This window comes from Planococcus sp. SSTMD024 (assembly GCF_041320495.1).
In the GTDB taxonomy this organism is placed as follows: Bacteria; Bacillota; Bacilli; order Bacillales_A; family Planococcaceae; genus Planococcus.
Window position 1 is genome coordinate 110,988 of record NZ_JBGGNS010000023.1, and the last position, 25,483, is coordinate 136,470.

Genomic DNA, 25,483 nt, shown 5'->3' on the forward strand with positions numbered 1-25,483 from the left:
TAAATTGACAGCTGGACAGAAAGTCATGGTATTATGAAGGATGAAAGAAACTATAGATAAAGGGAGGCCGATTTATGTTAAACAAAAAGTTTGGATTCTATGCGACTGTCGCATTGGCCGGATCCGTATTCCTAGCAGGCTGTGGGGATGATGCAGCAAATGAAGAAGGTGGCGGCGGAGCAGCTGAACCGGAATTCATCAGTGTATTGACCGGTGGAACGACGGGAACTTACTACCCGCTTGGCGGAGCGATGGCGACAATCATCGAGAATGAGACAGGCATCGATACGACTGCTGAAGTGTCCCAGGCATCTGCAGCCAATATGACATCACTTGCTGATGGCACGGGCGAAATCGCTTTTGTGCAGACAGATACGGCTTTCTATGCATCTGAAGGAACGAACATGTTCGAAGGGGAAGTCATCGACAGTGTATCCGCAATTGGGGCTCTTTACCCGGAAACGATCCAGATCGTAACAACTGAAGGATCCGGCATCACTGCGTTTGAAGACTTGGCCGGTAAATCGGTATCCGTCGGCGCACCTGGTTCAGGTACGTATATCAACGCTGAGCAATTGCTTGAGATCCACGGCATGACGATGGATGACATCGATGCGCAGAACTTGGACTTTGGCGAGTCTCAGGAAAGCTTGCAATCCGGGCAAATCGATGCGGCATTCATCACAGCGGGAACACCGACTGGCGCAGTTGAAAGCTTGAGTGCTACAGCTGACGTTAATATTGTCCCTGTAGCAGCAGACAAAGCAGCGGAATTGATCGAGAAATACCCGTACTATGCAGAAGATGTGGTCCCATCCGGTACTTATGGATTGACTGAAGAAGTTCCGACGGTTTCCGTTCTTGCGATGCTCGTGGTCCAGAACGACATCTCTGAAGACACAGTCTACGATATTACAAAAGCGATTTATGAAAACACGGATCAAATCCAACACGCCAAGGCTGAATTCATCAAAGCAGAAACGGCTCTTGATGGAATCGGGATTGACATCCACCCTGGCGCACAGCGTTACTTCGATGAAGTAAACCAATAAGAATTAATCAAAATAACTGACGATAAAGCGCAAGCTTTATCGTCGTTATTTATTTTTTGTCGCTAGGGGGATCATCTTGCGGAACAAAAGAATTCTTAAAGTCCTTCTTATATCAACCATCCTCATCCTTATCTGCTCCGCACTTTTCTTCATCCCATATCAGAAACACTTCGTCTTCATCGATTCGGAAACAAACGAGATTGCTGCGCGCGTTCCAGTCGTAGAAGACCGCTTCAAGATCCGCTATACGCATTCGATCCATCTGTCGGATGTCATCGAAAGTTACCGCCTGGATGACGGGGGGCAATTGGTGATGACGGAACTTGAGTACGAAGATTTCAATATCGGCATGCCGTCGAATGCAGGAGAAGGGGAGCGCTTTGTCGAAAAAGACGGGAAATACTTTATTGAGGATATGAAGCGGAAGCTGCCCGAATTCCGGTTGCTAGTCGGGGACGTGGACGCGGAACTCGCTTTCCTATTCGCAGGAAAAGAACTCGATTTGAAGAAGAGTTTGGAAAGAGGCAAGATCTACACATTCCGTGCCCAGCGCCTATCCATTTATCAGCAATTAGAAGGAGTGAATATCTATGAGTGATAAACTATCACCAGAAGAAAGAGAAGAGAGAAAGCTTCCGCCTGAAGACGAAAGCCACATCTCAGAGGAGAAGCAAAAAGAGATTCTCCAAAAGTACGATCCGGAGTCGAATACCCGCGATCTGTCAGGCATAGTCAAACATGTCGTGTTTTTCGGGCTGTTGGCCTTTTCATTGTTTCAATTATATACAGCCATTTTCGGCCAATATACAGCGTACATCCAGCGTTCTATCCACTTAGGATTCGCGCTGTCGCTCATTTTCATTCTATTCCCGATGCGCCGCCGGAAAGGCGCACGCCATAAAGTGGCCTGGTACGATTACATACTCGCCTTATTATCGGTCGGTGTCGGTGCATATTGGCCGATCATGTATGATGATTTGGTGTTCCGCATCGGCCGCGTGACGGAAATGGATTTGATCGTCGGAATTTTAGCGGTCATTTTGACGCTTGAAGCCACACGCCGCGCTGTAGGGATGCCAATAACAGTTATTGGTGCGCTATTTCTAACATACGGATTCTTCGGCCCTTATTTCCCAGGGTTCATGCGCCATCGCGGACAGGACCTGGAATCCTTAATCCAATTGATGTTCTATACGACAGACGGGATTCTCGGTACCCCGATCGGTGTTTCTGCAACATTCATCTTTACATTTCTTTTATTTGGTTCGTTCCTGGTCAAAACAGGAGTGGGCCAGTATTTCAATGACCTCGCCGTATCGCTCGCCGGTAACTTGACCGGTGGACCGGCAAAAGTAGCGATTTTCTCCAGTGCCCTGCAAGGGACTATTTCGGGGAGCTCGGTCGCCAACGTAGTTACATCCGGTTCTTACACGATTCCGATGATGAAAAAACTTGGATATAAGAAAGAATTTGCTGGCGGCGTTGAGGCCGCAGCTTCGACAGGCGGCCAGCTGATGCCGCCGATCATGGGTGCGGCGGCATTCCTGATGGTTGAGTTCATCGGCGGAGTCACCTATTGGGAAATTGCCAAAGCGGCAGCGATCCCGGCACTTCTTTACTTCACAGGCGTTTGGATTATGACCCATTTCGAGGCGAAACGCATTGGCTTGAAAGGCCTGTCGCCGGACGAAATGCCGGACCGCAAAGAAGTATTGAAGAAAATTTATCTGTTGACGCCGATCCTTGCAATCATCTTGTTCTTGCTAGTCGGTATCCCGACAATGCAAGCGGCTTTGTATGGCATATTGCTGACGATTTTCGTCAGTGCCTTCAATAAAGAAACACGCCTCGGCTTTAAAGATATCATCCATGCGCTTGTGGACGGCGCGAGAACCGCACTTGCGGTCGCAGCGGCCACAGCGACGGCGGGGATCATCGTCGGGGTTGTCGTAAAAACCGGCCTCGGCCTATCCTTGGCAAATGGCCTTGTGTCAGCATCCGGCGGGAACGTCCTGTTGACTTTGTTCTTCACGATGCTTGCAGCAATCGTGCTCGGCATGGGCTCGCCTACAACGGCAAACTATGTCATCACCTCAACCATTGCTGCTCCTGCCATCATTACCTTGTTGATGGTCGATGAGCCTGCTGGCGCGGCAGTACCGATCGTGGTCGCATTGTCTGCGCATTTATTCGTCTTCTACTTCGGGATCATCGCAGACATCACGCCGCCGGTTGCCCTCGCTGCATTCGCAGCTTCCGGGATTTCCGGAGGGGAGCCAATACGGACAGGGTTCAACGCTGCGAAACTGGCCATCGCGGCATTTATTATTCCGTATATGTTCGTCTTGTCCCCAGAACTATTGATGATCGATACAACCTGGACACAATTGATATGGGTATTGATCACCGCCATCACGGGAATGATCGCCATCGGTGCCGGATTGATCGGCTATTGGTACCGCAAGCTCAATTGGCTGGAGCGGATCATCACATTCGTGACAGGGATTGCCTTGATCTATCCGGAAGGTTTCACGGATCTTATCGGGGCGGCTGTCTTTATCGTCTTGTTCGCATTCCAGTGGATGTCGAGAGACAAAAAGACGAAAAAAGTTCAAACTGCATAATAAAAAAAGATGGAAGCCCGCGGGCTTCCATCTTTTTTGGTTGCGTCAATAAAAAAACACCAACCGGAAAACCGGTTGGTGTTTTCAGCATGTCGAGAAAGGTAAGAACTCGTATTTTCCGAAGCTTACCGCACGACTCCGTGGGCTCGCGCCCAAGCCTCCTCAGCCGCTTCGCTGCTTGCGGGGTCTCGGTCGTCTCGCTGATCCACTGGAGTCGAGCGAACGCTTCTCCAAATACTTAGATAGGTCATTAATTTTTGAATATCGAAAAGGTGACCCTATTCTAATTCCTGACTGATTAGTGGACTTATTTAAAACTCTGAAAACACCAACCGGAAAACCGGTTGGTGTTTTTGGCAGCGCGTAGCATGCTTATGATGATTCCTACTGGGCTCGAACCAGCGACCTCTACCCTGTCAAGGTAGCGCTCTCCCAGCTGAGCTAAGGAATCGCAATCTCAAGGACATTTATTATTATATATGCCATTTTGGAAAAAGACAATAGTTTTTGTGAAAAAACTTTTCGCTTTTTAAAAACCGCATTCACTTCTTAACTGTCCAAGAAAATGCTCCATTCGATTGTCGTGCGATTGCCGATCACAGACCAGCATTCCAACGCAGCGCCTGTTGCGTCCAGCGGATCGAACTCGAGTGCCAGCCTTGCAAACAATGGGCCCCAAAACGGAGGGGGGATATTGCCGATGAGGGGAATATGCGGCTGCCAACGCACTTCTGCACCTTTGGAAAATCCGTGTCCCGCCAATTTCATCGAGCTGTAAAGTTCGTCGAGTGCTTCAGTCGGGTGGACCTGCACATAAAATTGCGCACCGTCTTTGGAAAACCCGATATCACTGGCACGAAAAGAAGGGGCCTGGACTTTTTTGGCAATCGGTTCTAGTGCTGCCTTCAATTGAAGCGGGGCGGTATTTTCATATGCTAGCAACGGGATATGCGGCAATTGCAACGCCAGTTTGGAATTCGGCTGGCGAAGCTGCCTTTGAAGATTCTCGATCGTTGTAGAGCTTCGGTAATCAAGGCGCAGGACAAGCAATTGCATCGTATTCCTCCTCTTATTACTGACCGGAACTGCGGAAACCAGCGTCTCTGGCTTGCTGTTCTGTGCAGAACCATTGCTCGGGATTGGTCTCTTCATAGGAAGGGGAGCCGGGCATGTGATAAATTTTATTGCCGCTCCGGTTGATATTGCCTTTGATGCGGCAGTCATCAGCGGCATCGGTATTATCTGCTTCGGTTTGCCCGTAGGCATCTGCATTGAATCCGCGGTCCGTCGAATAGTTTTCGTATTCCCATATACCGATTTCTTCATTTTTTGCTTCAGACTCGGCGTCGCGGAATTCATCGACATAGCGGGTATTCGGCGGGAAGATATAGGCGACGCGACCGAAGCCTTCTAACAGCAATTGTTCCTGTATGCTTTCCCCGTCAGCGTACAAATACGCCAGCAGCCGGTCGTAGTCGTCGAAACGGTCGCCGACATCGAATTCAATCTCGACTTGCTGTGCTTGTTCGATCAATTCGCGGTTGCGATCTGTCGCTTCAGGCCCCAGCGGCTGCTCGCCGAATCTCGGGTGATTCGTTTCGGGCGTATCGATCAACAAATAACGAACCGTGGTTTCTTTTCCGTCATAAATGATTTTCACCGTGTCCCCGTCGATGATCTCGGTGACTTCAACCGCCGTCCTGCCGGTAGTGCCGCCCGTATCGGTGGTGCCAGGCCAAGTGCACCCTGACAACAATAGCAGGCTGATCAATAATAGGATGAATGGTTTCATGAAAATCCCTGCTTTCTATTTCGAATTATAGCGAAAACAATAGCAGGCGACAATGAACGGCCCGGATTCCATAAAAAAGCGCTTGCTCCGCATTATTCCGGATCAAGCGCTGCTATGTACTTGCGAAATGGTTGGACATCTTCATTGTTCCAGCGTGCTCGTGGTTTCACCGAAGTACAATAGGCTGTCTTCGTTGATTGTTTCCAGCTTTTCTTTGTCGACGCCCATTTCCAATGTTCCCGTAAATATTGGTTCCCACCAGTTTTTCTGTTCGTTCATGATGTTTCCTCCTATTCTTCCGAATGTAATTGTTTGACTATTCTATACCCCGGAAGGTTACACTTATAAACAATGAAACGAAAAAAGGGGCGATGGTTTTGATAGCGATTGGAATTATTGGTGCTGGAATTGTCGGCGAGCGCATCATCAAGCAAATCCAGCAAGACGATGCCGCACAGGTCGAAGCGGTTTATGACACGGACAGCAACCGGCTGAACTATATCGAAAAGCAATATGGGGTAGCCGTCACCGATTCCTTGGATGAGCTGTTCCAAGCCGACATCGACTGGGTATACATCGGCACGCCTCCGAACAGCCATGCCGAGCTTGCGGAAACTGCGGCGAGAAGGGGCTTGCATGTATTATGCGAAAAGCCGCTTGCCCATGACGCACAGGCAGCACAGGCGATGGCGGAGTCGGCGACGAACAACCGGATCCATACCGCCATGCATTTTCCGTTAATGTATTCGCCGATTGTCCGCGACATGGCGATGCGCATCAAGAGCGGAGACATCGGAAAAGTCCGCCGCATCGAATTGCATACGGTATTTCCGGAGTGGCCGCGGGCGTGGCAGCAAAATCCGTGGATTGCCACCAGGGACCAGGGAGGATTTGTGCGGGAAGTCTTTCCTCATTATTTGCAGCTAATGCATCGCCTGTTCGGCACATTGGACATTTCCGCGCACCAAGTGGATTTTCCGGAAGACGTTGAAAAATGTGAAACCGGCATCATCGCCCACGGCAAGACACAGCAAGGTTCGCCGTTTTTACTGTCGGGCATGAGCGATATAGGGCAGGACGAGTTGCTGCAATTTAAAGTTTACGGCGAAGACGGAGTGCTGACGCTTGAAAACTGGTCGCGTTTGTACCGGGAAGAACGGGGGGAAACACGTATAGAAGTACAAACCGAAAAATCAGTGCCTTCCCTATTCGATGAAATGAAAGAGCAATCGACGTTCCTCGTCGGCTTTGACGAAGGACTAGTCGTTCAGCGTTATATCGACCAATTATTGCGATGACCCATAGGAGGTTTTTTACAGTGAATTTTACAGCCAATGAAGTAGAGGACATGATAGCCGATCAACGAGGCTATTATTTTACAGGCGTGACCAAATCGGCGGATTTCCGCATTGCGCAGCTGCAACGCCTGAAATCGGCGATCCAAGCACATGAAGGCGATATTATCGAAGCCTTGCAATTAGATCTTGGAAAAAGCGAGTTTGAGGGATATGCCACGGAAGTGGGTTTTGTGCTCGATAGCATTGGCTATATGACGAAACATCTTGAAGATTGGATGAAGCCTGAGCAAGTAAAAACGCCGATCCACCTGCAGCCGGCAAAAAGTTTCATCATCCGTGAACCCTATGGCTCGGTGCTAGTCATCGGCCCGTTCAATTACCCGTTCCAATTGGTGATGGAACCGCTCATCGGCGCCTTGGCTTCAGGCAATTGCGCCATCGTCAAACCTTCCGAGGCGACACCGAACGTCGCACGCGTCATCCGCGCCGTTTTGGAAGGTAGCTTCCAGCCGCATTACGTGAGAGTGGTCGAAGGGGAGCGCGAGGAAGTGACGGCACTGATCCATGCCTCGTTTGATTATATTTTCTTTACCGGCAGCGTGCCGGTCGGGAAAGTGGTCATGAAAGCGGCATCCGAGCGGCTGACCCCGATTACTTTGGAACTCGGCGGCAAAAGCCCGGCGATCGTCGACCAGACGGCCAACCTGGAACTTGCGGCAAAACGCATTGCCTGGGGCAAATTCATGAATACCGGGCAAACTTGCGTAGCGCCGGATTATATTTGCGTCCATGAGTCGGTGAAAGAATCTTTCATGAAAATTTTCATCCAGACCATCCGTAATTTTTACGGCGATAATGCCCAGGACAGCCCTGATTATGGCCGCATCGTCAACGAAAAACACCATGACCGGCTGGCGCAAATCATTGAAAAAGAGCGGGACCATATCGTTTACGGCGGCGACACCGACCGCGCCGACCGTTATATCGAGCCGACCTTGCTCGATGGCATACAATGGGACAGCCCATCGATGGAAGATGAATTGTTCGGGCCGGTCTTGCCGGTCATCACTTATAACGATTTGCCGCAATTGCTGCGGGACATCCGGCGTTTGCCGAAGCCGCTTGCTGCCTATCTGTTTTCCGAGAACGACCGGGCCGTGCGGTTCTTCCTGGATCAATTGCCATTCGGAGGCGGCTGCATCAACGATACCGTCTCTCATGTCGGCAGCCATTACTTGCCATTTGGAGGTGTCGGGCCATCCGGCATGAATTCTTACCATGGCAAAGCGAGTTTTGAAACCTTTACGCATGCTAAATCGATCGTCAAGAAGTCCACGAAATTGTCGACCAATCTGACGTATCCCCCTTATAAAAACCGGGCGAAATGGATTCGGACAGTATTGAAGTAGAAAGCGGCCTTTAGGTCGCTTTTTTCTTTTTGAACCTGCTATGATTAAGAAAAAAGGGGGCACGCAGATGACGGAGCGCATATTGATTGTGGAAGATGAAAAAAGCATCGCCCGCGTCTTGGAGCTGGAACTGAAATTCGAAGGTTATGATACGGCGGTTGCTTTGACGGGTTCAGAAGCTTTGATTCATTTCAGGGAACAGAAATGGGATCTGGTGCTGCTCGATTTGATGCTGCCTGAAATCCATGGGCTCGATATCCTGAAACGAATCCGTGCATCTGATGCCACATTGCCGGTCATTTTGCTGACCGCTAAAAACGATGTTAAAGATAAAGTGGCGGGGCTTGACCTTGGAGCCAATGACTATGTGACGAAACCGTTTGAAATCGAGGAGCTGCTTGCCAGAATCCGCGCCAACTTAAGGGTGAAAAATCCAGCTGATGAAAATTTACACCGTTTTGAGGAACTTACACTCAATGAAAGCACGAGAGAAGTCGAAAGAGCGGGACGGCAAATCGAGTTGACGCCACGTGAATTCGATCTGCTACTGTATCTGATGCGCCACCCGAAACAAGTGCTGGGCCGCGAACAATTGCTGAATGCGGTGTGGGGCTACGATTATTACGGCGACACGAATGTCATCGATGTCTATATCCGCTATTTGCGCAAGAAGATCGATTTCGGCGAAGATGCCACTTATTTGCAAACGGTTCGCGGCGTCGGCTACGTCTTGAAGGAGCAGCCGCATGAAACTCAAGCATAAAATCCATCTGTCCTCGACCTTATTGATGTTCTTCGTGCTAGTGGTGCTGGCTGTGGTCATTTACTATTCCTTCAGCAGCCTGGCGTATGAAACCGAAGTCGAACGGCTGGAATCCGAAGTGGAAGTGATGGTGGCGACATTCAATGCCAACAGTACGGAAGAATCGCCGGATAATATCCTGCGCGCTTACGTGCCGGTGGATGGATTGATCAAAGAGAAGAACCAAAGCAGCGGTTTGCTGGACACAATCATCCAAGATCCATCTGTTAGTGTTCAATTTCCGAATGATGTGGAAGGGAATTCGGGAAGAATGGCCGTTGACGGAGAGCAATTCGCATACGTTGCCGCGCCTGTGATCTGGCCCGGTGGTGAAGTGGTGGAATTGATTGTTGCCCAATCCCTCAGGGAAGTGGCAGCAAACCTTTCGACTTTACGGCTGGTGCTTATTTCTGTCACTTTGCTTTCAATGATCCCGATTTTCCTATCGAGTGCATTGCTTGGCCGTGTCTTGACCCGGCCGATCGAAGGGCTTACCGGAACAATGCGGCGCATCCAGCGCGACGGCTCTTTCGAAAAGCTCCCCGTCGCCGGAGAATCGCGGGATGAATTGAGCCAAATGGGCATCACTTTTAACGAAATGATCGGTTTATTGGAGGAAAACTACCGCAAGCAGGAAGAATTTGTTTCGAACGCCTCCCATGAACTGAAAACGCCGCTGACGGTCATTTCAAGCTATGCCGATTTATTGCAGCGCAGAGGTTCACAGGATCCGGCACTGCAGGGAGAAGCCTTGAAGGCGATACGCAACGAAACGGAACGAATGCGCCAATTGATTGAACAATTATTGCATATCGCAAGGCGCAGCCATGCCCAAATGGATTGGCAAAAAATCGACCTGGAACCGGTGCTCCGCCAAGTCATGACGGCAATGAACGCCTCCTACGACAGGGAGTTCCACCTGCAAGCCGAACAGCCGCTGATTGTCGAAACCGATGTCCAGCAACTCAAGCAATTGCTTTATATTCTGCTGGACAATGCCCGCAAGTATAGCGAAGACAATATTGATATGGAAGCCGGCAAGGACGGTGCGGTATATATCAAAATCCGCGATTACGGCGTCGGCATCCCGAAAGATTCGCTGCCGCATGTGTTTGAACGTTTTTACCGCGTCGACAAAGCGAGAAGCCGCGAGACCGGCGGATTTGGGCTTGGCCTTTCCCTTGCCAAGGAATTGGCTGATTCACTTCACCTGCGTCTCGAAATCGACAGCATTGAACAATTGGGGACGACGGTAACGGTCGTTTTCTCAGAGAATTTTAATGTTGTGGAGTTACAATCAGGGCAGGAGGGATGATCATGCGAAAATGGTGGGCTATCGGAATAGTCATTATTGTATTTTCCGCCGCGGCACTGGCTTTTTCCCTGTTTCCAAGAACGGCGGCTGATTCCGTGACGTTGGATGAAGCGACTCAAACGATTGAACAGCTTTACGGCGGTGCGATTGAAAATGCAACTGAAACAGAAGGATTTTACCAGTTCGAATTCAAAAGAGACGATGGAACATATTTAGCGGCGATCAACCGTGCCGATGGGCGGGTCGAGTCGCTTGAATTGCTGGAAAAAATGGGCCCGGCAAAAGTGCTTTCTGAAGAACAGGCGAGCGATGCAGCCTCAGCAGCGGAGCCAGGTGAAATAAAAGAAATCCAATATATAGAATCGGATAATCGTTACGAAGTTGAAATCCACGGTGAGACGGAACGGAAAACCTTGTTCATTTCCGCAGAGACCGGAGAAGTAATGGATGTCCAAACAGAAACGCTGGAAACCCCGGCTGAGCCCGAACCGGATTCAGTGCCCACGCAACAAGAACCGGAACGCATCATCAGCCAAGATGGAGCAATCGCTATCGCCAAAGAGACTTTGGATGGGACAGTCGATGAAGTCGAATTCGTCCAAACAACAGACGGCGGCTATTATTTAGTTGAAATGGATGATGACGCATCCGATCGGGAAGCGACCATTCAAATCCACGCCATCCGCGGAGAGACGATGACAGTGGAATGGGATGATTGAAAAGAATTGTGGGAGAGCCGTTTTCGGGCTGGCATGACCGATTGATGACCGGTTGTGATAGTGATCCGAAAGCGGCTTTTTTGTATGCGTGATGGCGAATCCGCTTGTTCTCATGAATTTCTCATCTTTGTTTAAGCGCAGCTTAAGCTCCGGTGGCTATATTCAAAGTAACAACAGAACAGGAGGAGATTAAAGTGAAAAAAATCATCTACATTTCAGCAGCGGCAGGGATTTTGGCATTTGGCGGAATTGTTTTGGCAGATTCCAATGACGCAAGTGAGAAGTTAGGAACGCAAAATATCCAAAGTGAACAGCTAATCAAAGATGTAGGAGCGGACAACTCGAACGGGCAATCAGCAGCTGGCGCTACGACGGCAGAAGCAAGCGACCCTGAGCAAGCCGGGAGAAATAGCCAGCAGTTCATCGGAAAACAGCAAGCGATCGAAGCAGCACAAAACGCAGCTCCAGGAAAAGTAGAGGATATCGAACGTGAGAGCGACGACGGCTGGGTGTATTACGAAGTGGAGCTTGAAGATGGAAAAATCGATTACGATGTCATTGTAGATGCAGCGGATGGGACTGTGGTGTCAGTAGAATCCGATGACGATGACGATGACGACGACCATGACGATGACAACGATGATGATGATGATGAAGACGACCTCGACGATGATTGATGTGAACCCAAAAACCTCCCGCCTGACTTTAAGGGCGGGAGGTTTTTGGTGTTTTATTGTTCCGGCAATAGCGGCAACGTGACGATGACACAGGCACCTTTTTCTTCCGTGCTGCCGATCGCCAAGCTGCCTCCATGTTCTTGTGTGATTTTCTGGGAAATCAATAAGCCGAGGCCGGTTCCTGTCGCTTTTGTCGTATAGAACGGCTCAAATACACGTTCCGCCAGTTGAGGCGGAATGCCAGGGCCGTTGTCTTTAAAGTAAATCTTCAGCTTTTCCTCTTCGCGTATGGCAATTATTCTCAAGGTGCCGCCGTCTTCCATCGCTTCGATTGCGTTCTTTAATAAGTTAATAAACACTTGCTTTAAATGATGCTCTTCACCTTCCGCGATAAACGGGCCTGGCACTTCCGCTTTAGCCGAAATATCGTGGAGTACAAATTCCGGGCCGAACAGGAAAATGCATTCATCGAGAATTTTCCCGATATCGAGTTGTTTCTTTTGAGGCGCTTGCGGTTTCGCAAGGATCAAGAATTCACTGATGATCAAATTGATGCGGTCGAGTTCCGATTGCATCAAGGAGGTGTAGCTCGGGTAACGGTGGTTTGGGTCGTTATGCATCATTTGGACAAAGCCGGAAATGACCGTCATCGGGTTGCGGATTTCATGTGCCACCCCAGCGGCAATTTCACCCGCCATCTTCAGTTTTTCAGTTTGCAAAAGCATCCGTTCGGTTTCTTTGCGGTAGCTGATATCGCGGGAAATGACCGATGTCGCGATGACCTGCCCTTGTGAATCGAAAATCGGCGACAGCGTAATTTGCGCCGGAAAACGCGTGCCGTCTTTTTTGACATCCTCCGTTTCGAGCGTGAAACTTTCGCCTTGCCGGACTTGTTCGGCACGCAATTCCGCGGCTTCTGCATGTTCCGGCGGATAAAGCGCAATCACTTTTCCGAGGCATTCTTCCGCCGTCCAGCCGTATAACTTTACAAAAGCGGGATTGATCGCAATAATGCGCCCTTCGAAATCAAATACAGCGATTGCGTCTTTGGCTGCTTGGAAGAACAAGTCGAGGTAGCCTTCTTTTGAAGTGAGCGCTTTTTCCATCGACGCATTGCGCAATTCCAGTTGCCGCCAATAATTGCTGAAATAAAAGCTATGTAAAATTGTCAATAGCATTACAAGGCTGAAAAACATGACCATCGAAACATGGATATACTCCAATGAACCGCTCGTTTGAAAACGCCCGAAGGCAAATGTCAAAAGAGCCACTTCGATAATGGTCAGGAGCGACAGTGCGATGATGGACCGGGTATCGTTATAAAGGGAGGCCGCAACGATCGGAATGATGAAGTAAATGGCCGTGACAAACGACAGCGATTCGAATTGCAGAATTAAAATATAGGCATTTAACGCAAACAATATGGCAAAACGCAACCGTGAGGGGGGCAATTTCGTATATAGTAGAGTGAATAGCACCGAGTAGGCGAGCATGCCAAAGATCGGCGCTATAATGGAAGCGTTGAAGTCGACAAAATAATTCAGCACCAAATGGGCAAGACTGCCAAAGCCGAACAGATGGATAAATAATTGATTGCGCTTAAGGGTTGTCAGTGAGCGTTCCATAATTGCACCTCTTCATGCTAAGAGTCTTATTCATCTTACTATAGTCGGGACTGTGCGAAAATGGCAGTTTTTGATATGATTAAAAAATCAGGGAGTGATTAAATTGGCTTTTAACTGGAAAGAACAAGAAACAATCAGCACGCTGGAGAAACTGGTGAAAATTCCGAGTCCTTCCGGCTACACGATGCAAGTGATGGATTTCGTCACGGATTTCTTTGACCAGGAAACCATTCCATACATAATCAGCAATAAAGGCGGCGTCATTGCCACTATCAAAGGGCAGGACGACCAGCGCCACCGCTTGCTTACGGCACATGTCGATACGCTCGGCGCCATGGTGAAGGAAATTAAACCTTCAGGGCGTTTGAAGCTATCGCTTGTCGGCGGATTCAAATTCAATGCCATCGAAGGCGAGAATTGCCTGATCCATACAGCGAGCGGTGAAACCATCACCGGCACAATCCTGCTTCATCAGACGACTGTCCATGTGTACCGCGAGTCCGGGACAGTGGAGCGTTCGGCTGACAATATGGAAGTGCGCTTGGATATCAAATGCAATTCCGCAGATGACGTGCGCGAGCACGGCATCGAAGTGGGCGATTTCGTCTCATTCGACCCGCGCTTCACCAAAACGGAAAGCGGATTTATCAAATCGCGGCACTTGGATGATAAAGCGAGCACGGCACTGCTGCTGGAACTGGCAAAGCAAGCGGCAAACAGCGAAGCTTTGCCCCAGACAACCCATTTCTACATCTCCAATAATGAAGAAATCGGCTATGGCGGCAATTCCAATATTCCCGTTGAGACAGAAGAATACATTGCCGTTGACATGGGGGCGATCGGAGATGGGCAGGCTTCCGATGAATTCACGGTTTCCATTTGCGCAAAAGATTCAAGTGGGCCTTACCATTATGGGCTGACACGCCAATTAATCGCATTGGCAAAAGAACAGGACATCGATTACAAAGTGGATATTTATCCGTATTATGGATCCGATGCTTCTGCAGCGATCGGGGCAGGCGCAGATGTGAAACACGCCTTGTTCGGCCCTGGAATCGAAGCGTCCCATGCGTATGAGCGAACGCATACCGACTCATTAAAAGCGACGGCAGCGCTTCTTCATGCGTATATCAACTCACCGCTCGGCTCATAATATTAGGAGGATTTCAGATGGACAGCAAGCAACTATTTTTAAAAATTCCAATTTCATCCATAAAAGGGGAATTGCCACAATCCATTCCCCATATGACAATGGATTCCAGAGAGATTGTGCAAGGCTCTCTTTTTGTCTGCATTAAAGGGTACACTGTCGACGGACATGATTTCGCCGAACAAGCAGTGAAGCAAGGGGCTGCGGTCATATTGGCGGAAAAACCGCTGGCTATAGAAGGCGCAGCGGTCGTCACGGTAGCCGATACAAGCCGTGCGCTCGGCCTGTTGGCGGCGCGTTTTTATGGCCATCCTTCCAAGAAAATGAACATGATCGGCGTGACGGGAACCAACGGAAAAACCAGTGTGGCTGGCATGCTTCACGCGATGCTCATGGAGCTCGGGAAAACTTCCGCTTTGACCGGCACGATCGGGTTTAATTTGAACGGGCAGGTGCATCCGTCGGCGAATACGACGAGCGATGCACTGACCACCCAGCAAATGATCAGCCGCGCCTTGGATGCCGGAAGCTCCCATATGACGATGGAAGTTTCTTCCCACGGCCTTGTGTTGGGCCGCTTGGCCGGTGTTGAATTCGACACTGCGATTTTCACGAACTTGACGCATGATCATCTTGATTTCCACGGGACAATGGAAGAATACGGCCACGCCAAAGGGCTGTTGTTCTCGCAGCTTGGCCAGGATTTAACACAGAACAAGCGGGCGGTATTGAATGCAGATGATGAATGGTCCGAAAAATTCGCGGCCATGACGCCTTTTCCTGTCTACACCTACGGCTTGGAGAACGAAGCGATGTTCCGTGCAGCCAATATCCAGCTGGAAGCGAAAGGCACATCGTTTACGCTGATGTGCCCACAAGGCGAGTTTCCGGTCGCCATGAAACTGCTCGGGCATTTCAATGTCTATAATGCACTGGCTGCCATTGCCGCCTTGTCTGCAGAAGGACACCCGATTGACCAGGTAATCGCTGCCCTTGAAGCCATTTCGCCTGTCGAAGGCCGCATGCAAAAAGCGGAAATCAATGCACCGATATCGGTGTTCATCGATTATGCCCATACACCGGATGCGATTGAAAAAGCCATTGCTGCTGTCGAAGATTTCAAGACCGGCCGCCTTATTTTCTTGGTCGGCACAGGAGGCAACCGCGACAAGACGAAGCGCCCGATCATGGCGGAAAAAGCTTCGACTGCGGATTACGTCGTGTTGACGACGGACGACCCGCGCTATGAACCGTATGACAGCATTTTAAATGACCTGGCAGCGGGCATGCAACATGACCGGTACGCCTGCATCGGCGACCGCGAACAAGCGGTGCGCCACGCTGTGCAGCAAGCGGAAGCGGGCGATATCATCATTTTGGCCGGTAAAGGCCATGAAGATTACCAGATCATCGAAAATACGAAATATCCGCATAGCGACAAAGAAATAGCAGAAAACGAAGCCCAGCGTAAATTCGGCTCATAAAATGGAACGGGGGAAAATCGATGCATTTTTCTCCGTTCATTTTTGCGTTTTTGAAGGTGCCGCTTTCCACAGCTTCAGGCGATAGTTCTTGTTTTTTGCACATCCCTTCTCTAAGATAGAGAGAGGAAATTAAAGGAGCGTATACAATGTCAGACCAATTACAACAAGCAATTGAAAGCAGAAGAACCTTCGCAATCATCTCTCACCCGGATGCCGGGAAGACAACCTTAACCGAGAAACTCTTGCTGTTCGGCGGCGCGATCCGCGATGCCGGGACGGTCAAAGGGAAAAAGACCGGAAAGTTCGCTACATCCGACTGGATGGAAATCGAGAAGCAGCGCGGCATTTCTGTCACTTCGTCCGTTATGCAATTCGATTATTCCGGACATCGCGTCAACATCCTCGATACCCCAGGGCACCAGGATTTCAGTGAAGACACATACCGTACGTTGATGGCGGTTGACAGTGCCGTCATGATCATCGATGTCGCCAAAGGAATCGAAGCACAGACCGTGAAATTATTCAAAGTCTGTAAAATGCGCGGCATTCCCATCTTTACATTCATCAATAAAATGGACCGCCAAGGAAAAGAGCCGCTTGAATTGATGGAAGAATTGGAAGAAGTGCTTGGCATCCAATCCTATGCCATGAACTGGCCGATCGGCATGGGGAAAGAATTCATGGGAATTTACGATCGTTATAACAAGCGCATCGAGCCGTTCCGCACGGATGGAGACCGTTTCATGAATCTTGACGAAAACGGGCACCTCGCCGGGGAGCACGAAATGACGAAAACTTCCTATTATACACAAGCTCTTGAAGATATCGAGTTGTTGGAAGAAGCCGGAAATGAGTTTTCCATCGACCGAGTGAAAAAAGGCGAATTGACGCCGGTCTTCTTCGGCTCTGCACTTGCCAATTTCGGTGTGGAAACCTTCCTGGAGACGTATTTGCAATTTGCGCCTCAGCCGCAGCCCCGCCTGACGAAAGAAGAAGACATCATCGATCCTGTGGAAACGCCGTTTTCCGGATTTGTCTTCAAGATCCAAGCCAATATGAACCCAGCCCACCGCGACCGCATCGCTTTCGTCCGAATCGTCTCGGGGAAATTCGACCGCGGCATGAACGTTACCTTATCTAGAACCGGTAAATCGTTCAAATTGTCCCAAACGACCCAATTTTTGGCGGATGACCGCGAAATGGTATCCGAAGCGGTTGCCGGCGATATTATCGGCCTGCACGACGTCGGAAATTACCAGATCGGCGATACCATCACGAGCGGCAAGAAGTTCGAATTCGAAGCCTTGCCTCAATTCACCCCGGAACTGTTCATGAAAGTCACGGCGAAAAACGTCATGAAGCAAAAGCATTTTCATAAAGGAATCCTGCAGCTCGTCCAAGAAGGCGCGATCCAGTATTACAAAACTTTGCACCTCGAAGAAGTCATTCTCGGTGCGGTCGGCCAACTTCAATTTGAAGTGTTCGAACACCGCATGAAAAACGAATACAATGTCGATGTGAGAATGGAGCCAGTCGGCAATAAAATTGCACGCTGGATCGAGAACGAAGAGGATGTCAAAGAGTCGATGTCGAGCGGGCGTTCGATGCTGGTCAAAGACCGCTATGACAATTTGGTGTTCTTGTTTGAAAATGACTTTGCCACACGTTGGTTCCAAGATAAGAATCCGGAAATCCGCCTGTACAGCCTGCTATAGGAAGTGGAAGCTTCAACAGCCTGCCTTTTCCGGCAGGCTGTTTTTTGCACTTGGAACATCGTACGCCGCAGTTTTTCCGGTTTTCAGCTCATCAGGAAAAACATGGCGTTCTTGTGAACACACGGCCTCAAGTTTGCGGTGTGGGGCGATTTTTCTTATGATAAAGGGACCAGGCATAGAGAGGGATTGAACAGATGAAATTAAGCGATTTTTCCATCAAACGACCAGTACTGACCATCGTCACGATGCTGTTGGTCATCATTTTAGGGGCAGTGTCATTTCTCCGCATACCTGTCACCTTGATTCCGGAATTGAATCCACCAATCGGGGTCGTGGTCACAAACTATCCAGGGGCTAGCCCCACAGAAGTGAACGAAAAAGTGACAAAACCGCTGGAAGAGAGCTTGGCGACTTTGCCTGGAATCGAATCAATTCAGTCGAACAGCCAGGAAGGATCCAATTTCATCCTGCTGGAGTTCGGATGGGACACGGATATCGATGATGTCCAGGCGGAAGTCACGCAGCGAATCGACCAGACGCCGATTCCTGACGACTCGAACGATCCCCGTTTTTTGAAGTTCGACCCTTCCCAATTCCCGATCATCCAACTATCGCTGCGCGCGACTGATGCAGAGCAGGATGTGCGGGTCGTCGCAGAAGAATTGGAAACGCAGCTGCGCCAGACGGACGGCGTGGCGAGCGTAAATGTTTCGGGCTCGTTGATTGAAGACATTTCAATCAAGCTGGATCCGGCACAATTGGAAGAGCGTGGCTTGCAGCAGGCGGATATTGTCCAGCTGATCCAAGCGAATAATATTTCCTTGCCAGGCGACCCGATTGAAACAGAAGACGGCCGCAATTTAACGACGCGCATCGTCAGCACTTTGGAAAGTGTGGAAGACATTGAAGATCTCATTGTGACGGTCGACCCGATGTCCGGAGACAATGTCACCGTGGCCGACGTAGCTGAAGTAGCGGTGACAGAACGGGAGACCAATAGCGAAACGCGTGCCAATGAAGAGCCTGCCGTTTTGCTGTCTGTGCTGCAGGAGTCTGGAGGCAATACAGCGGACGTCTCGACGGCATTCCAGGAACGCCTTGATGAATTGCTTGCCGAAGAGCGCTTTTCGTCAGTAGAAGCCGATATCTTATTCGACCAGGGTGATTACGTCAAACTGGCGATCAACAATATCGGCCAAACTTTGATACTGGGCGGAATTTTCGCGATGCTCGTGTTGTTCTTCTTCCTTCGCGGAATCAAAAGCCCGATCATCATCGGTGTCGCGATCCCGTACTCGGTCATCGTGACCTTCGTATTGATGTTCTTTGCCGATTTCGCATTGAATATCTTGACACTCGGTGCATTGGCGCTCGGTATCGGGATGCTTGTCGATAATGCCATTGTCGTCATCGAAAACATCGAACGGCATTTGGCGATGGGCAAAAAACCGAAAAAAGCAGCATCCGACGGTTCGCGTGAAGTGGCCGGAGCTATCACTGCTTCAACTTTGACGACCATCGCTGTATTCGTGCCGGTCATTTTCATTTCCGGCTTGATCGGGGAAATTTTCTTTGAATTTGCGTTGACGATTTCATTCAGCTTGATCGCTTCGCTTGCTGTCGCCCTGACCGTCATTCCGATGATGGCTTCAAGGATGCTCGGCCAAAAAGACGGCGTACCAAAACCGGTAAAAGCGGATTCCAAAGGCGTCCAGCGCTTTGAAAAAAGTGTTCTATGGGCGCTGCGCCACCGAATCCTCGTACTCTTGACGGCATTGCTGTTCCTCGGGATCGGCGCATTCGGCGTTTCCCAAGTGGGTACGGAATTCCTGCCGGCGACGGATGAAGGGTTTGTCAGTGTCACGGTCGAACTCGAAAACGGTTCTTCTACGTCCGCGACGGATGAAGTGGTCCGGAGCATCGAAGAAGAGCTGCAAGCTGAAGAAGACGTTGATGTGTATGTCAGCTTAATCGGTACGACTCAACAAGGACAGGCACAAGGCAACGCGGAATCCAATACGGCAGAAATTTACGTGAAATTATTGCCGCTGGATGAACGCGAACGGTCAGTCTTCGAATTCGTGGATGACGTTCAGCCGCAAGTGCTGGAGAAAATCGGCGACGATGCACTCGTCAGTTTCAATCTCCAGACAGCTGCCGGTTCTACACCGAATACACTAAGCTTTACCGTAACCGACACAGATAAGCCGAGACTTGATGAAGCGGTCGCTTCAATCGATGAGGAGTTATCGAACCTGCCGAATGTAGTTGAATTGACGAATGACCGTCAGGAGACCATCGATGAAATCCAAATGACAATCGACAGGGAAGCGTCGACTGAAAATAATTTGGTGCCGGCACAAATTGCCCAGACGGTCAATAACATCACGCGTGGCGTGCTCGCTACACAAGTCATCGATGAGCGGGACGACGTGCTTAGCGTCTTTGTTTCCTATGACGAAGAACAGCGGAACAGTGTGGAAAGCTTGCGCGAATTGACGCTTCGCACGCCATCCGGTGCATTCGTCGAGCTTCAGGAACTGGCGGACATCGAAATTGCACAAGGTCCTGTTTCGATCAGCCGAGTCGACCAGGCGGAAAGCGTATCCTTTACACTGCAATATCCGTCCGGCCAGACCTTGGGCGATATGTCGACAGCTGTCGACACGGCCATAGCGGATCTTGACCTGTCGGACCAGACGGAAGTCTCGTTCGGAGGAGACCGAGAGCTGTTTGAGGATGCGATCGACGATATGCTGCTTGCGGTCGTATTGGCGATTGTTCTCGTCTACATCGTCATGGCTGCACAATTTGAATCATTCAAATACCCGCTTGTCATCATGTTCACAGTGCCATTGATGGTCATCGGGGTCTCTATCGCTCTATTTGTAACACAAACACCGATCAGTATTACCGCTGTCATCGGCGTGCTGGTGCTTGTCGGGATTGTCGTCAATAACGGGATTGTGCTCGTCGATTACATCAATCAGCGCAAAGCGGATGGAATGGGCTCCTTTGAAGCGATCGTAACGGCAGTCCATGACCGGAGAAGGCCAATCCTGATGACGGCCTTAACGACGATTCTTGGCCTCTTGCCATTAGCCATCGGCATCGGGGAAGGCACGGAAATCAACCAGCCGATGGGAATTGCCGTCATCGGCGGGCTGATCAGTTCAACTTTCCTATCCTTATACGTCGTGCCGGTCGTCTACAGCTTGTTTGACCGGGAAACACGTTTCATGAACAGCAAGAAGAGAAAAGCAGCAAAAGCCGAGAAATAATCAATCCTGTGCAGATGAGTCTGCACAGGATTTTTTCATCTGAAAATTCTATTCCACCCCCATCCATTTTTTAGTAGAATACAGAAAAGGGGTGTGAGTGGATGAAGATGATGGTGTTTACCGGGTTTCCCGGGTTTATCGCAACGCGTTTAATGGCAGCCTGTACCCGAAAAGGATGGGGCCTGGCCGCGATTGTTCTGCCGAGTGAAATGGAAAAAGCACGAAACCAGGCAATCAGTATTGAAGAACAAACAGGCTGTGGGCCGATCCGTTTGATGGCTGGAGACATCACTGTGCAAGGGTTGGCCCTTTCAGGTGAGGACCTGGCCTGGCTGAAAAACCAGCAACTCGTCTTTTGGCATTTGGCGGCAATCTATGATTTGGCAGTACCTAAGGATATTGCGGAAAAAGTCAATATCCTAGGCACTCAAAACGTCAATGATTTGGTCAAAACCCTCGATCGGCTTGAGCGCTATATGTATTTCAGCACGGCGTATGTCGCTGGAACGCGTGAGGGGCTGTTGCTCGAAAGTGAGCTCATCCGCCCGGAATCGTTTAAAAATCATTATGAAGAAACCAAATTTGAAGCAGAACTCCTCGTCGAACAGTTAAAAAAGGAAGTGCCGACGACCATTATCCGTCCGGGAATTGTCAGGGGCCATTCCGCAAGTGGTGAAACCTCTAAATTCGATGGGCCTTATTTCTTTTTGAATATGATCGACCGGATGAAGCATTTGCCTGCCATCCCGTACATCGGGCGCTCGAATACAGCCATTAACGTCGTTCCTGTCGATTACATCTTGGATGCCTCCGTTTATTTGAGCGAGCTTAAAAAGGCCGAGTCTGCAACGGTCCATTTGACTGACCCCAATCCTCATCCTGTGGAAGAAGTGTACCGGGCAATGGTTCATGAAATGACCGGGCGATATTCAAAAGGAAGGATTCCCAAAAAGCTCGCCGCTTTATCGATGGCTATGCCGGCCATCCGGAAATACCTCGGGGTCGAAGCCGAGACTTTGGATTATATGGACTGGCAAGCGCAATTTGATACGCGAAACGCTCAGTCCTTATTGGAAGGAAGCGGTATTCGCCCAGCAGATTTCCTGGAAACCATTCCGGCAATGGTGGCGTTTTACAATGAACATAAGAGAGACCCAGATTACCACGTAACGATTGCCTAAATGTTTACACTTCGGGCACATGGGCTATAATACATCTACAGAACAATAATACAAACTCTCGACAAAGGGGAGTAGCTATAGGGAAACCTATTTCACAGTCGTCAAGACGTGGCTTCTGGCCATCGGTTGTGATAGCGGCACACTACAACGCTTAGCAAGACCTTTGCCTTTTATTAGGCATGGGTCTTTTTTGTCGGGTAAAATCAGGAGGGAAATTATGGATACCATCTTATTGGAGTATGCATGGGTTTTGCTTGTGCTTATCGGACTCGAAGGCTTGCTTGCTGCAGATAATGCGGTGGTGATGGCGGTCATGGTCAAGCATTTGCCAAAACAACAGCAGAAAAAAGCCTTGTTCTACGGTTTAGCAGGAGCTTTTATCTTCCGTTTCGCCGCTTTGTTCATGATTACTTTCCTGGTGAACATTTGGCAGATCCAGGCACTTGGCGCCGCCTACCTGCTGTTTATCGCAGTCAAGCATATCTATGACCAGCGCAAAGGCAAAGAACATACGATAGAACCTGAAACAACAAAAGGATCCGGTTTTTGGATGACCGTTCTGAAAGTAGAACTGGCAGATATTGCCTTTGCCATCGACTCAATGCTCGCGGCCGTTGCGCTCGCGGTGACATTGCCCCATCTCGGCGATTTCGACATCGGCGGCATCAATGGCGGCCAGTTCAGCGTCATGCTTGCAGGCGGGTTGATTGGCGTGATCATCATGCGTTTTGCTGCCCATAAGTTCGTCCGGCTATTGGAAAAATATCCGCAGCTGGAAACGGCGGCATTCGTCGTGGTCGGCTGGGTAGGGGTCAAATTGGTCGTTTTGACTTTATCCCATGAAAAACTAGGGGTACTGCCGCATGATTTCCCGCATTCGACGCCATGGACTATCACATTCTGGCTTGTGTTGTTAGGAATTGTCTTGACCGGAGTATTTACGGGAATTAAAAAGAATAAGCATCAAAACGCTTAAGCGTATAAAGGATTCTTGAATAGCCTTGTGGAGCATTTTCTCCGCAAGGCTATTTTTGAGCAATCCACAAAAAGACGGACACAAACACTGGCTGTCACACGAATGTAATACGTAGCAAGCCCCCTCAATCTTCCAAATTCCTGGACTGAAAGCTACAATAGAGAAAAAGGAATTGAAATGAGGTGAGTTGCATGCTATTGACTGCTTTGGGCGGTTTGTTTGGATATGGAGCAGAAATGCCCGCTGAATCATTGGTGAAGCTCGCACAACAAGGCGATGAAGAAGCCGAAGAGCAATTGATTTCTTCGCATATCCCATTTGTGAAAAAAACCGCTGCACAAGTATGCAAACGATTCATCGATGATAATCAGGATGAATTCAGCATTGCACTCTTGGCATTTCATGAAGCGATACGGCAATACCGTCCCGGGCATGACGCTTCGTTTTTGACTTTCGCGCATATGGTCATCAGGCGGAGAGTAATCGACCATATCCGGAAAGAAAGCAAACGCATGGAATTCAGCCACGATTTCAACGCTTCGCCAAACGAAGACCATCACAACCATATCGGCGATCGTGCATCATCGGCCTTTCATTCGGAACAGCAACAGATTGACAAGCGGCGTGAAGAGATTACTCAATTCGAGGAAATGCTCTCAGAGTTCGGCTTGTCTTTCCAGATGATTGCCAAAGTTTCACCGGCACATGAAGATGCCAGGAGAAATGCAATCCAAATCGCCCAGTTGGTGGCAGAAACGGATGAATACAAAGATTTTCTGCTAGATAAGAAAAAACTTCCGGTCAAACACATCGAGGAACATGTCCAGGTCTCGAGAAAAACCATTGAGAGAAACCGGAAATACATAATTGCAATGTCGCTATTGATGATGAGCGAGTTGTATTATTTAAAAGATTATTTAAAGGAGCGGTTGAACTGATGCGAGTGCAAAAAGGCATATGTATGGAACTTGACGGAGACCGTTCTGTCTACATGCTTGCAGATGGCAGCTTTGTAACCGGCAGGCCGACAGAAGGCACTAGAGTAGGCGAAGAGGCATATTTCGAATCCGTAAAAGCTTCGAATCGCCGCTTCAAGCCTTTTACCATGCCGCTCATTGCGTCGGTCGCAGCGCTAGTCTTGCTGATTTCCACATGGCTGCTTCCCGCCGAAGAAGCGTATGGTTATGTGCAAGTCGAATCGAATCCAGGAATTGAGCTTGGCGTAAATGATGCCTGGCACGTCATTTCGCTGCGAGAACTGAATGAGGACGGCAAGAAATTAATAGCAGAATTATCCGATTGGGAAAATCGGGAACTCGAAGTGGTTTTAGAAAACGTGCTTGCCTTATCCGTGAATGAAGACACGGAGCATGTGACGATTACCACGGTGCAAGGAGACGGGGAAACGAATGGTTCGGTCAATGTGGAACAGATCGCTTTGGCAGCCTTGTTTGCCGGCAGCAATAAAAACTTGCGCGTCCATCTGAAAGAAGCAAATAAAAAGCAGTGGCGCGAGGCGAAAGAACAGCAAGTGCCAGTGGCTAAGCTGATCGAAAAAGACAGAACCTTCACTTCTCCGCATAAACAAGAGAATGATGTGCAGCCCGCACAAAATGAAGATACAGAGAAAACACAAGCACCAAAAAGCCAGGACGCTCCTTCTAAAGCAGAAGATCCTGTTGTTCCTAAAGCCAATACGAAAAACGAGCCATCCACTTCGGAAAATCACAAAGCGGAAAAATCACAGAAGCCAAAGCCGCAGGAAAAACCTGTCCCGAAACAGAAACCTGACAGCAAACCAAAAGAACCTGCCCCGACCGCTCCAGCAGCACAAAAACAACCGGAAAAGCCTGAAAAGACGGAGCCTGCCCAACCGAAAAAACCAGAAAAACCCGCACCTGAAAAACCGGAAAACCCGAATGCTGGAAAAGGCAATAATTCCGGAAATTCAAAAGCGGAAACAAAACCAAAAAACGAAGCGCCGCCTGCTGAAAAAAACAAGGCCAGACAGCCACCTAAAGACAATCCAGGCAAGGGCAATCCAAAAGAAAAGAACAGTAAAAATGGCAATCCTAACAGCAACAGCAACAGCAACAGCAACAGCAACAGCAACAGCAACAGCAACAGCAACAGCAACAGCAACAATAGCGGCAATTCATCCAAGGCGAATGGCATGAAAGCAGCAGAACCGAAGGATTTGAAACAAAAACCAGCCAATCCTGCCGTGAAAGATAATGAAGTGCCGAAACCTAAAACCGAAGAAAAGAAAAACCCGAAAGCTGATAAGCAAGATAAGAAGAACCAATAATGTTTTTCCATGAATAGCGCTTATTCTTTTGAATCTGCATTCAACGAGCAGACTAAGGGATAAGCGTTTTTTTAT

Annotated in this window: 21 protein-coding genes and 1 tRNA gene; 17 read left to right on the plus strand and 5 right to left on the minus strand. The window is 49.3% G+C overall.

Annotation, left to right across the window (positions count from 1 at the left end; translation table 11 throughout):
- Positions 1 to 74 precede the first annotated feature (74 nt).
- The 3 genes from AB9R92_RS14760 to AB9R92_RS14770 all read left to right on the plus strand — a co-directional run bounded on the left by AB9R92_RS14760 (position 75) and on the right by AB9R92_RS14770 (position 3,676).
- Positions 75 to 1,052, plus strand: coding sequence for a TAXI family TRAP transporter solute-binding subunit (locus AB9R92_RS14760; protein WP_370670212.1), 978 nt, complete (start codon positions 75 to 77; stop codon positions 1,050 to 1,052).
- A 76-nt stretch (positions 1,053 to 1,128) separates the two neighbouring features.
- Positions 1,129 to 1,650 carry a DUF1850 domain-containing protein gene (locus tag AB9R92_RS14765; RefSeq protein WP_370670213.1) on the plus strand — a complete coding sequence of 174 codons (522 nt, stop codon included), beginning with the start codon at positions 1,129 to 1,131 and terminating at the stop codon, positions 1,648 to 1,650.
- Entirely contained in the window at positions 1,643 to 3,676 is a 2,034-nt protein-coding gene (locus AB9R92_RS14770) for a TRAP transporter permease (RefSeq protein ID WP_370670214.1), read from the plus strand. The genes AB9R92_RS14765 and AB9R92_RS14770 overlap by 8 nt, the downstream gene beginning before the upstream one ends.
- Before the next feature lie 378 nt (positions 3,677 to 4,054).
- Here AB9R92_RS14770 and AB9R92_RS14775 read toward each other — a convergent pair.
- The 4 genes from AB9R92_RS14775 to AB9R92_RS14790 form a co-directional block, all read right to left on the minus strand.
- Positions 4,055 to 4,127, minus strand: a tRNA-Val gene (locus AB9R92_RS14775).
- A gap of 98 nt (positions 4,128 to 4,225) precedes the next feature.
- Positions 4,226 to 4,732 (minus strand): hypothetical protein, encoded by a 507-nt coding sequence (locus AB9R92_RS14780; RefSeq protein WP_370670215.1) that lies wholly within the window; start codon positions 4,730 to 4,732, stop codon positions 4,226 to 4,228.
- 16 nt (positions 4,733 to 4,748) lie between these two features.
- Complete coding sequence (locus AB9R92_RS14785; RefSeq protein WP_370670216.1) at positions 4,749 to 5,468, minus strand: thermonuclease family protein; 720 nt, start codon at positions 5,466 to 5,468, stop codon at positions 4,749 to 4,751.
- 141 nt (positions 5,469 to 5,609) lie between these two features.
- Entirely contained in the window at positions 5,610 to 5,747 is a 138-nt protein-coding gene (locus AB9R92_RS14790) for a hypothetical protein (protein WP_167549935.1), read from the minus strand.
- Positions 5,748 to 5,845: 98 nt separating this feature from the next.
- Here AB9R92_RS14790 and AB9R92_RS14795 point away from each other — a divergent pair, with 98 nt between their 5' ends.
- The 6 genes from AB9R92_RS14795 (at position 5,846) to AB9R92_RS14820 (ending at position 11,688) form a co-directional block, all read left to right on the plus strand.
- Positions 5,846 to 6,766: a Gfo/Idh/MocA family protein gene (locus tag AB9R92_RS14795; protein ID WP_370670217.1), complete on the plus strand. Its 921-nt coding sequence runs from the start codon at positions 5,846 to 5,848 to the stop codon at positions 6,764 to 6,766.
- 20 nt (positions 6,767 to 6,786) lie between these two features.
- Positions 6,787 to 8,175, plus strand: coding sequence for an aldehyde dehydrogenase (locus AB9R92_RS14800; protein ID WP_370670218.1), 1,389 nt, complete (start codon positions 6,787 to 6,789; stop codon positions 8,173 to 8,175).
- A gap of 67 nt (positions 8,176 to 8,242) precedes the next feature.
- Complete coding sequence (locus tag AB9R92_RS14805) at positions 8,243 to 8,938, plus strand: response regulator transcription factor (RefSeq protein WP_370670219.1); 696 nt, start codon at positions 8,243 to 8,245, stop codon at positions 8,936 to 8,938.
- Positions 8,922 to 10,292: a sensor histidine kinase gene (locus tag AB9R92_RS14810; RefSeq protein ID WP_370670220.1), complete on the plus strand. Its 1,371-nt coding sequence runs from the start codon at positions 8,922 to 8,924 to the stop codon at positions 10,290 to 10,292. The genes AB9R92_RS14805 and AB9R92_RS14810 overlap by 17 nt, the downstream gene beginning before the upstream one ends.
- A 2-nt stretch (positions 10,293 to 10,294) precedes the next feature.
- Positions 10,295 to 11,011, plus strand: coding sequence for a PepSY domain-containing protein (locus AB9R92_RS14815; protein WP_370670221.1), 717 nt, complete (start codon positions 10,295 to 10,297; stop codon positions 11,009 to 11,011).
- A 194-nt stretch (positions 11,012 to 11,205) separates the two neighbouring features.
- Positions 11,206 to 11,688 carry a PepSY domain-containing protein gene (locus AB9R92_RS14820; RefSeq protein WP_370670222.1) on the plus strand — a complete coding sequence of 161 codons (483 nt, stop codon included), beginning with the start codon at positions 11,206 to 11,208 and terminating at the stop codon, positions 11,686 to 11,688.
- Positions 11,689 to 11,741: 53 nt separating this feature from the next.
- Here AB9R92_RS14820 and AB9R92_RS14825 read toward each other — a convergent pair whose 3' ends face one another.
- Positions 11,742 to 13,313 (minus strand): ATP-binding protein, encoded by a 1,572-nt coding sequence (locus tag AB9R92_RS14825; protein ID WP_370670223.1) that lies wholly within the window; start codon positions 13,311 to 13,313, stop codon positions 11,742 to 11,744.
- 103 nt (positions 13,314 to 13,416) lie between these two features.
- Here AB9R92_RS14825 and AB9R92_RS14830 point away from each other — a divergent pair, with 103 nt between their 5' ends.
- From AB9R92_RS14830 to AB9R92_RS14865, 8 genes are all read left to right on the plus strand, one after another.
- Entirely contained in the window at positions 13,417 to 14,466 is a 1,050-nt protein-coding gene (locus AB9R92_RS14830; RefSeq protein ID WP_370670224.1) for a M42 family metallopeptidase, read from the plus strand.
- Between the two features lie 17 nt (positions 14,467 to 14,483).
- Positions 14,484 to 15,947, plus strand: a complete 1,464-nt coding sequence (locus AB9R92_RS14835) for a UDP-N-acetylmuramoyl-L-alanyl-D-glutamate--2,6-diaminopimelate ligase (RefSeq protein WP_370670225.1) — start codon at positions 14,484 to 14,486, stop codon at positions 15,945 to 15,947.
- Positions 15,948 to 16,093: 146 nt separating this feature from the next.
- On the plus strand, positions 16,094 to 17,662 hold the full coding sequence (locus AB9R92_RS14840) for a peptide chain release factor 3 (protein ID WP_370670226.1): 1,569 nt from the start codon (positions 16,094 to 16,096) through the stop codon (positions 17,660 to 17,662).
- A gap of 194 nt (positions 17,663 to 17,856) precedes the next feature.
- A complete protein-coding gene (locus tag AB9R92_RS14845; protein ID WP_370670227.1) occupies positions 17,857 to 20,943 on the plus strand; it encodes an efflux RND transporter permease subunit in 3,087 nt (1,028 codons plus the stop codon).
- A gap of 101 nt (positions 20,944 to 21,044) precedes the next feature.
- Positions 21,045 to 22,124 carry an SDR family oxidoreductase gene (locus AB9R92_RS14850; RefSeq protein ID WP_370670228.1) on the plus strand — a complete coding sequence of 360 codons (1,080 nt, stop codon included), beginning with the start codon at positions 21,045 to 21,047 and terminating at the stop codon, positions 22,122 to 22,124.
- Between the two features lie 217 nt (positions 22,125 to 22,341).
- Positions 22,342 to 23,100 carry a TerC family protein gene (locus AB9R92_RS14855; RefSeq protein ID WP_370670229.1) on the plus strand — a complete coding sequence of 253 codons (759 nt, stop codon included), beginning with the start codon at positions 22,342 to 22,344 and terminating at the stop codon, positions 23,098 to 23,100.
- Positions 23,101 to 23,291: 191 nt separating this feature from the next.
- Positions 23,292 to 24,038, plus strand: a complete 747-nt coding sequence (sigI, locus tag AB9R92_RS14860) for an RNA polymerase sigma-I factor (protein WP_370670230.1) — start codon at positions 23,292 to 23,294, stop codon at positions 24,036 to 24,038.
- A gap of 23 nt (positions 24,039 to 24,061) precedes the next feature.
- Positions 24,062 to 25,408 (plus strand): anti-sigma factor domain-containing protein, encoded by a 1,347-nt coding sequence (locus AB9R92_RS14865; protein WP_370670231.1) that lies wholly within the window; start codon positions 24,062 to 24,064, stop codon positions 25,406 to 25,408.
- The last annotated feature ends 75 nt before the right edge of the window (positions 25,409 to 25,483 follow it).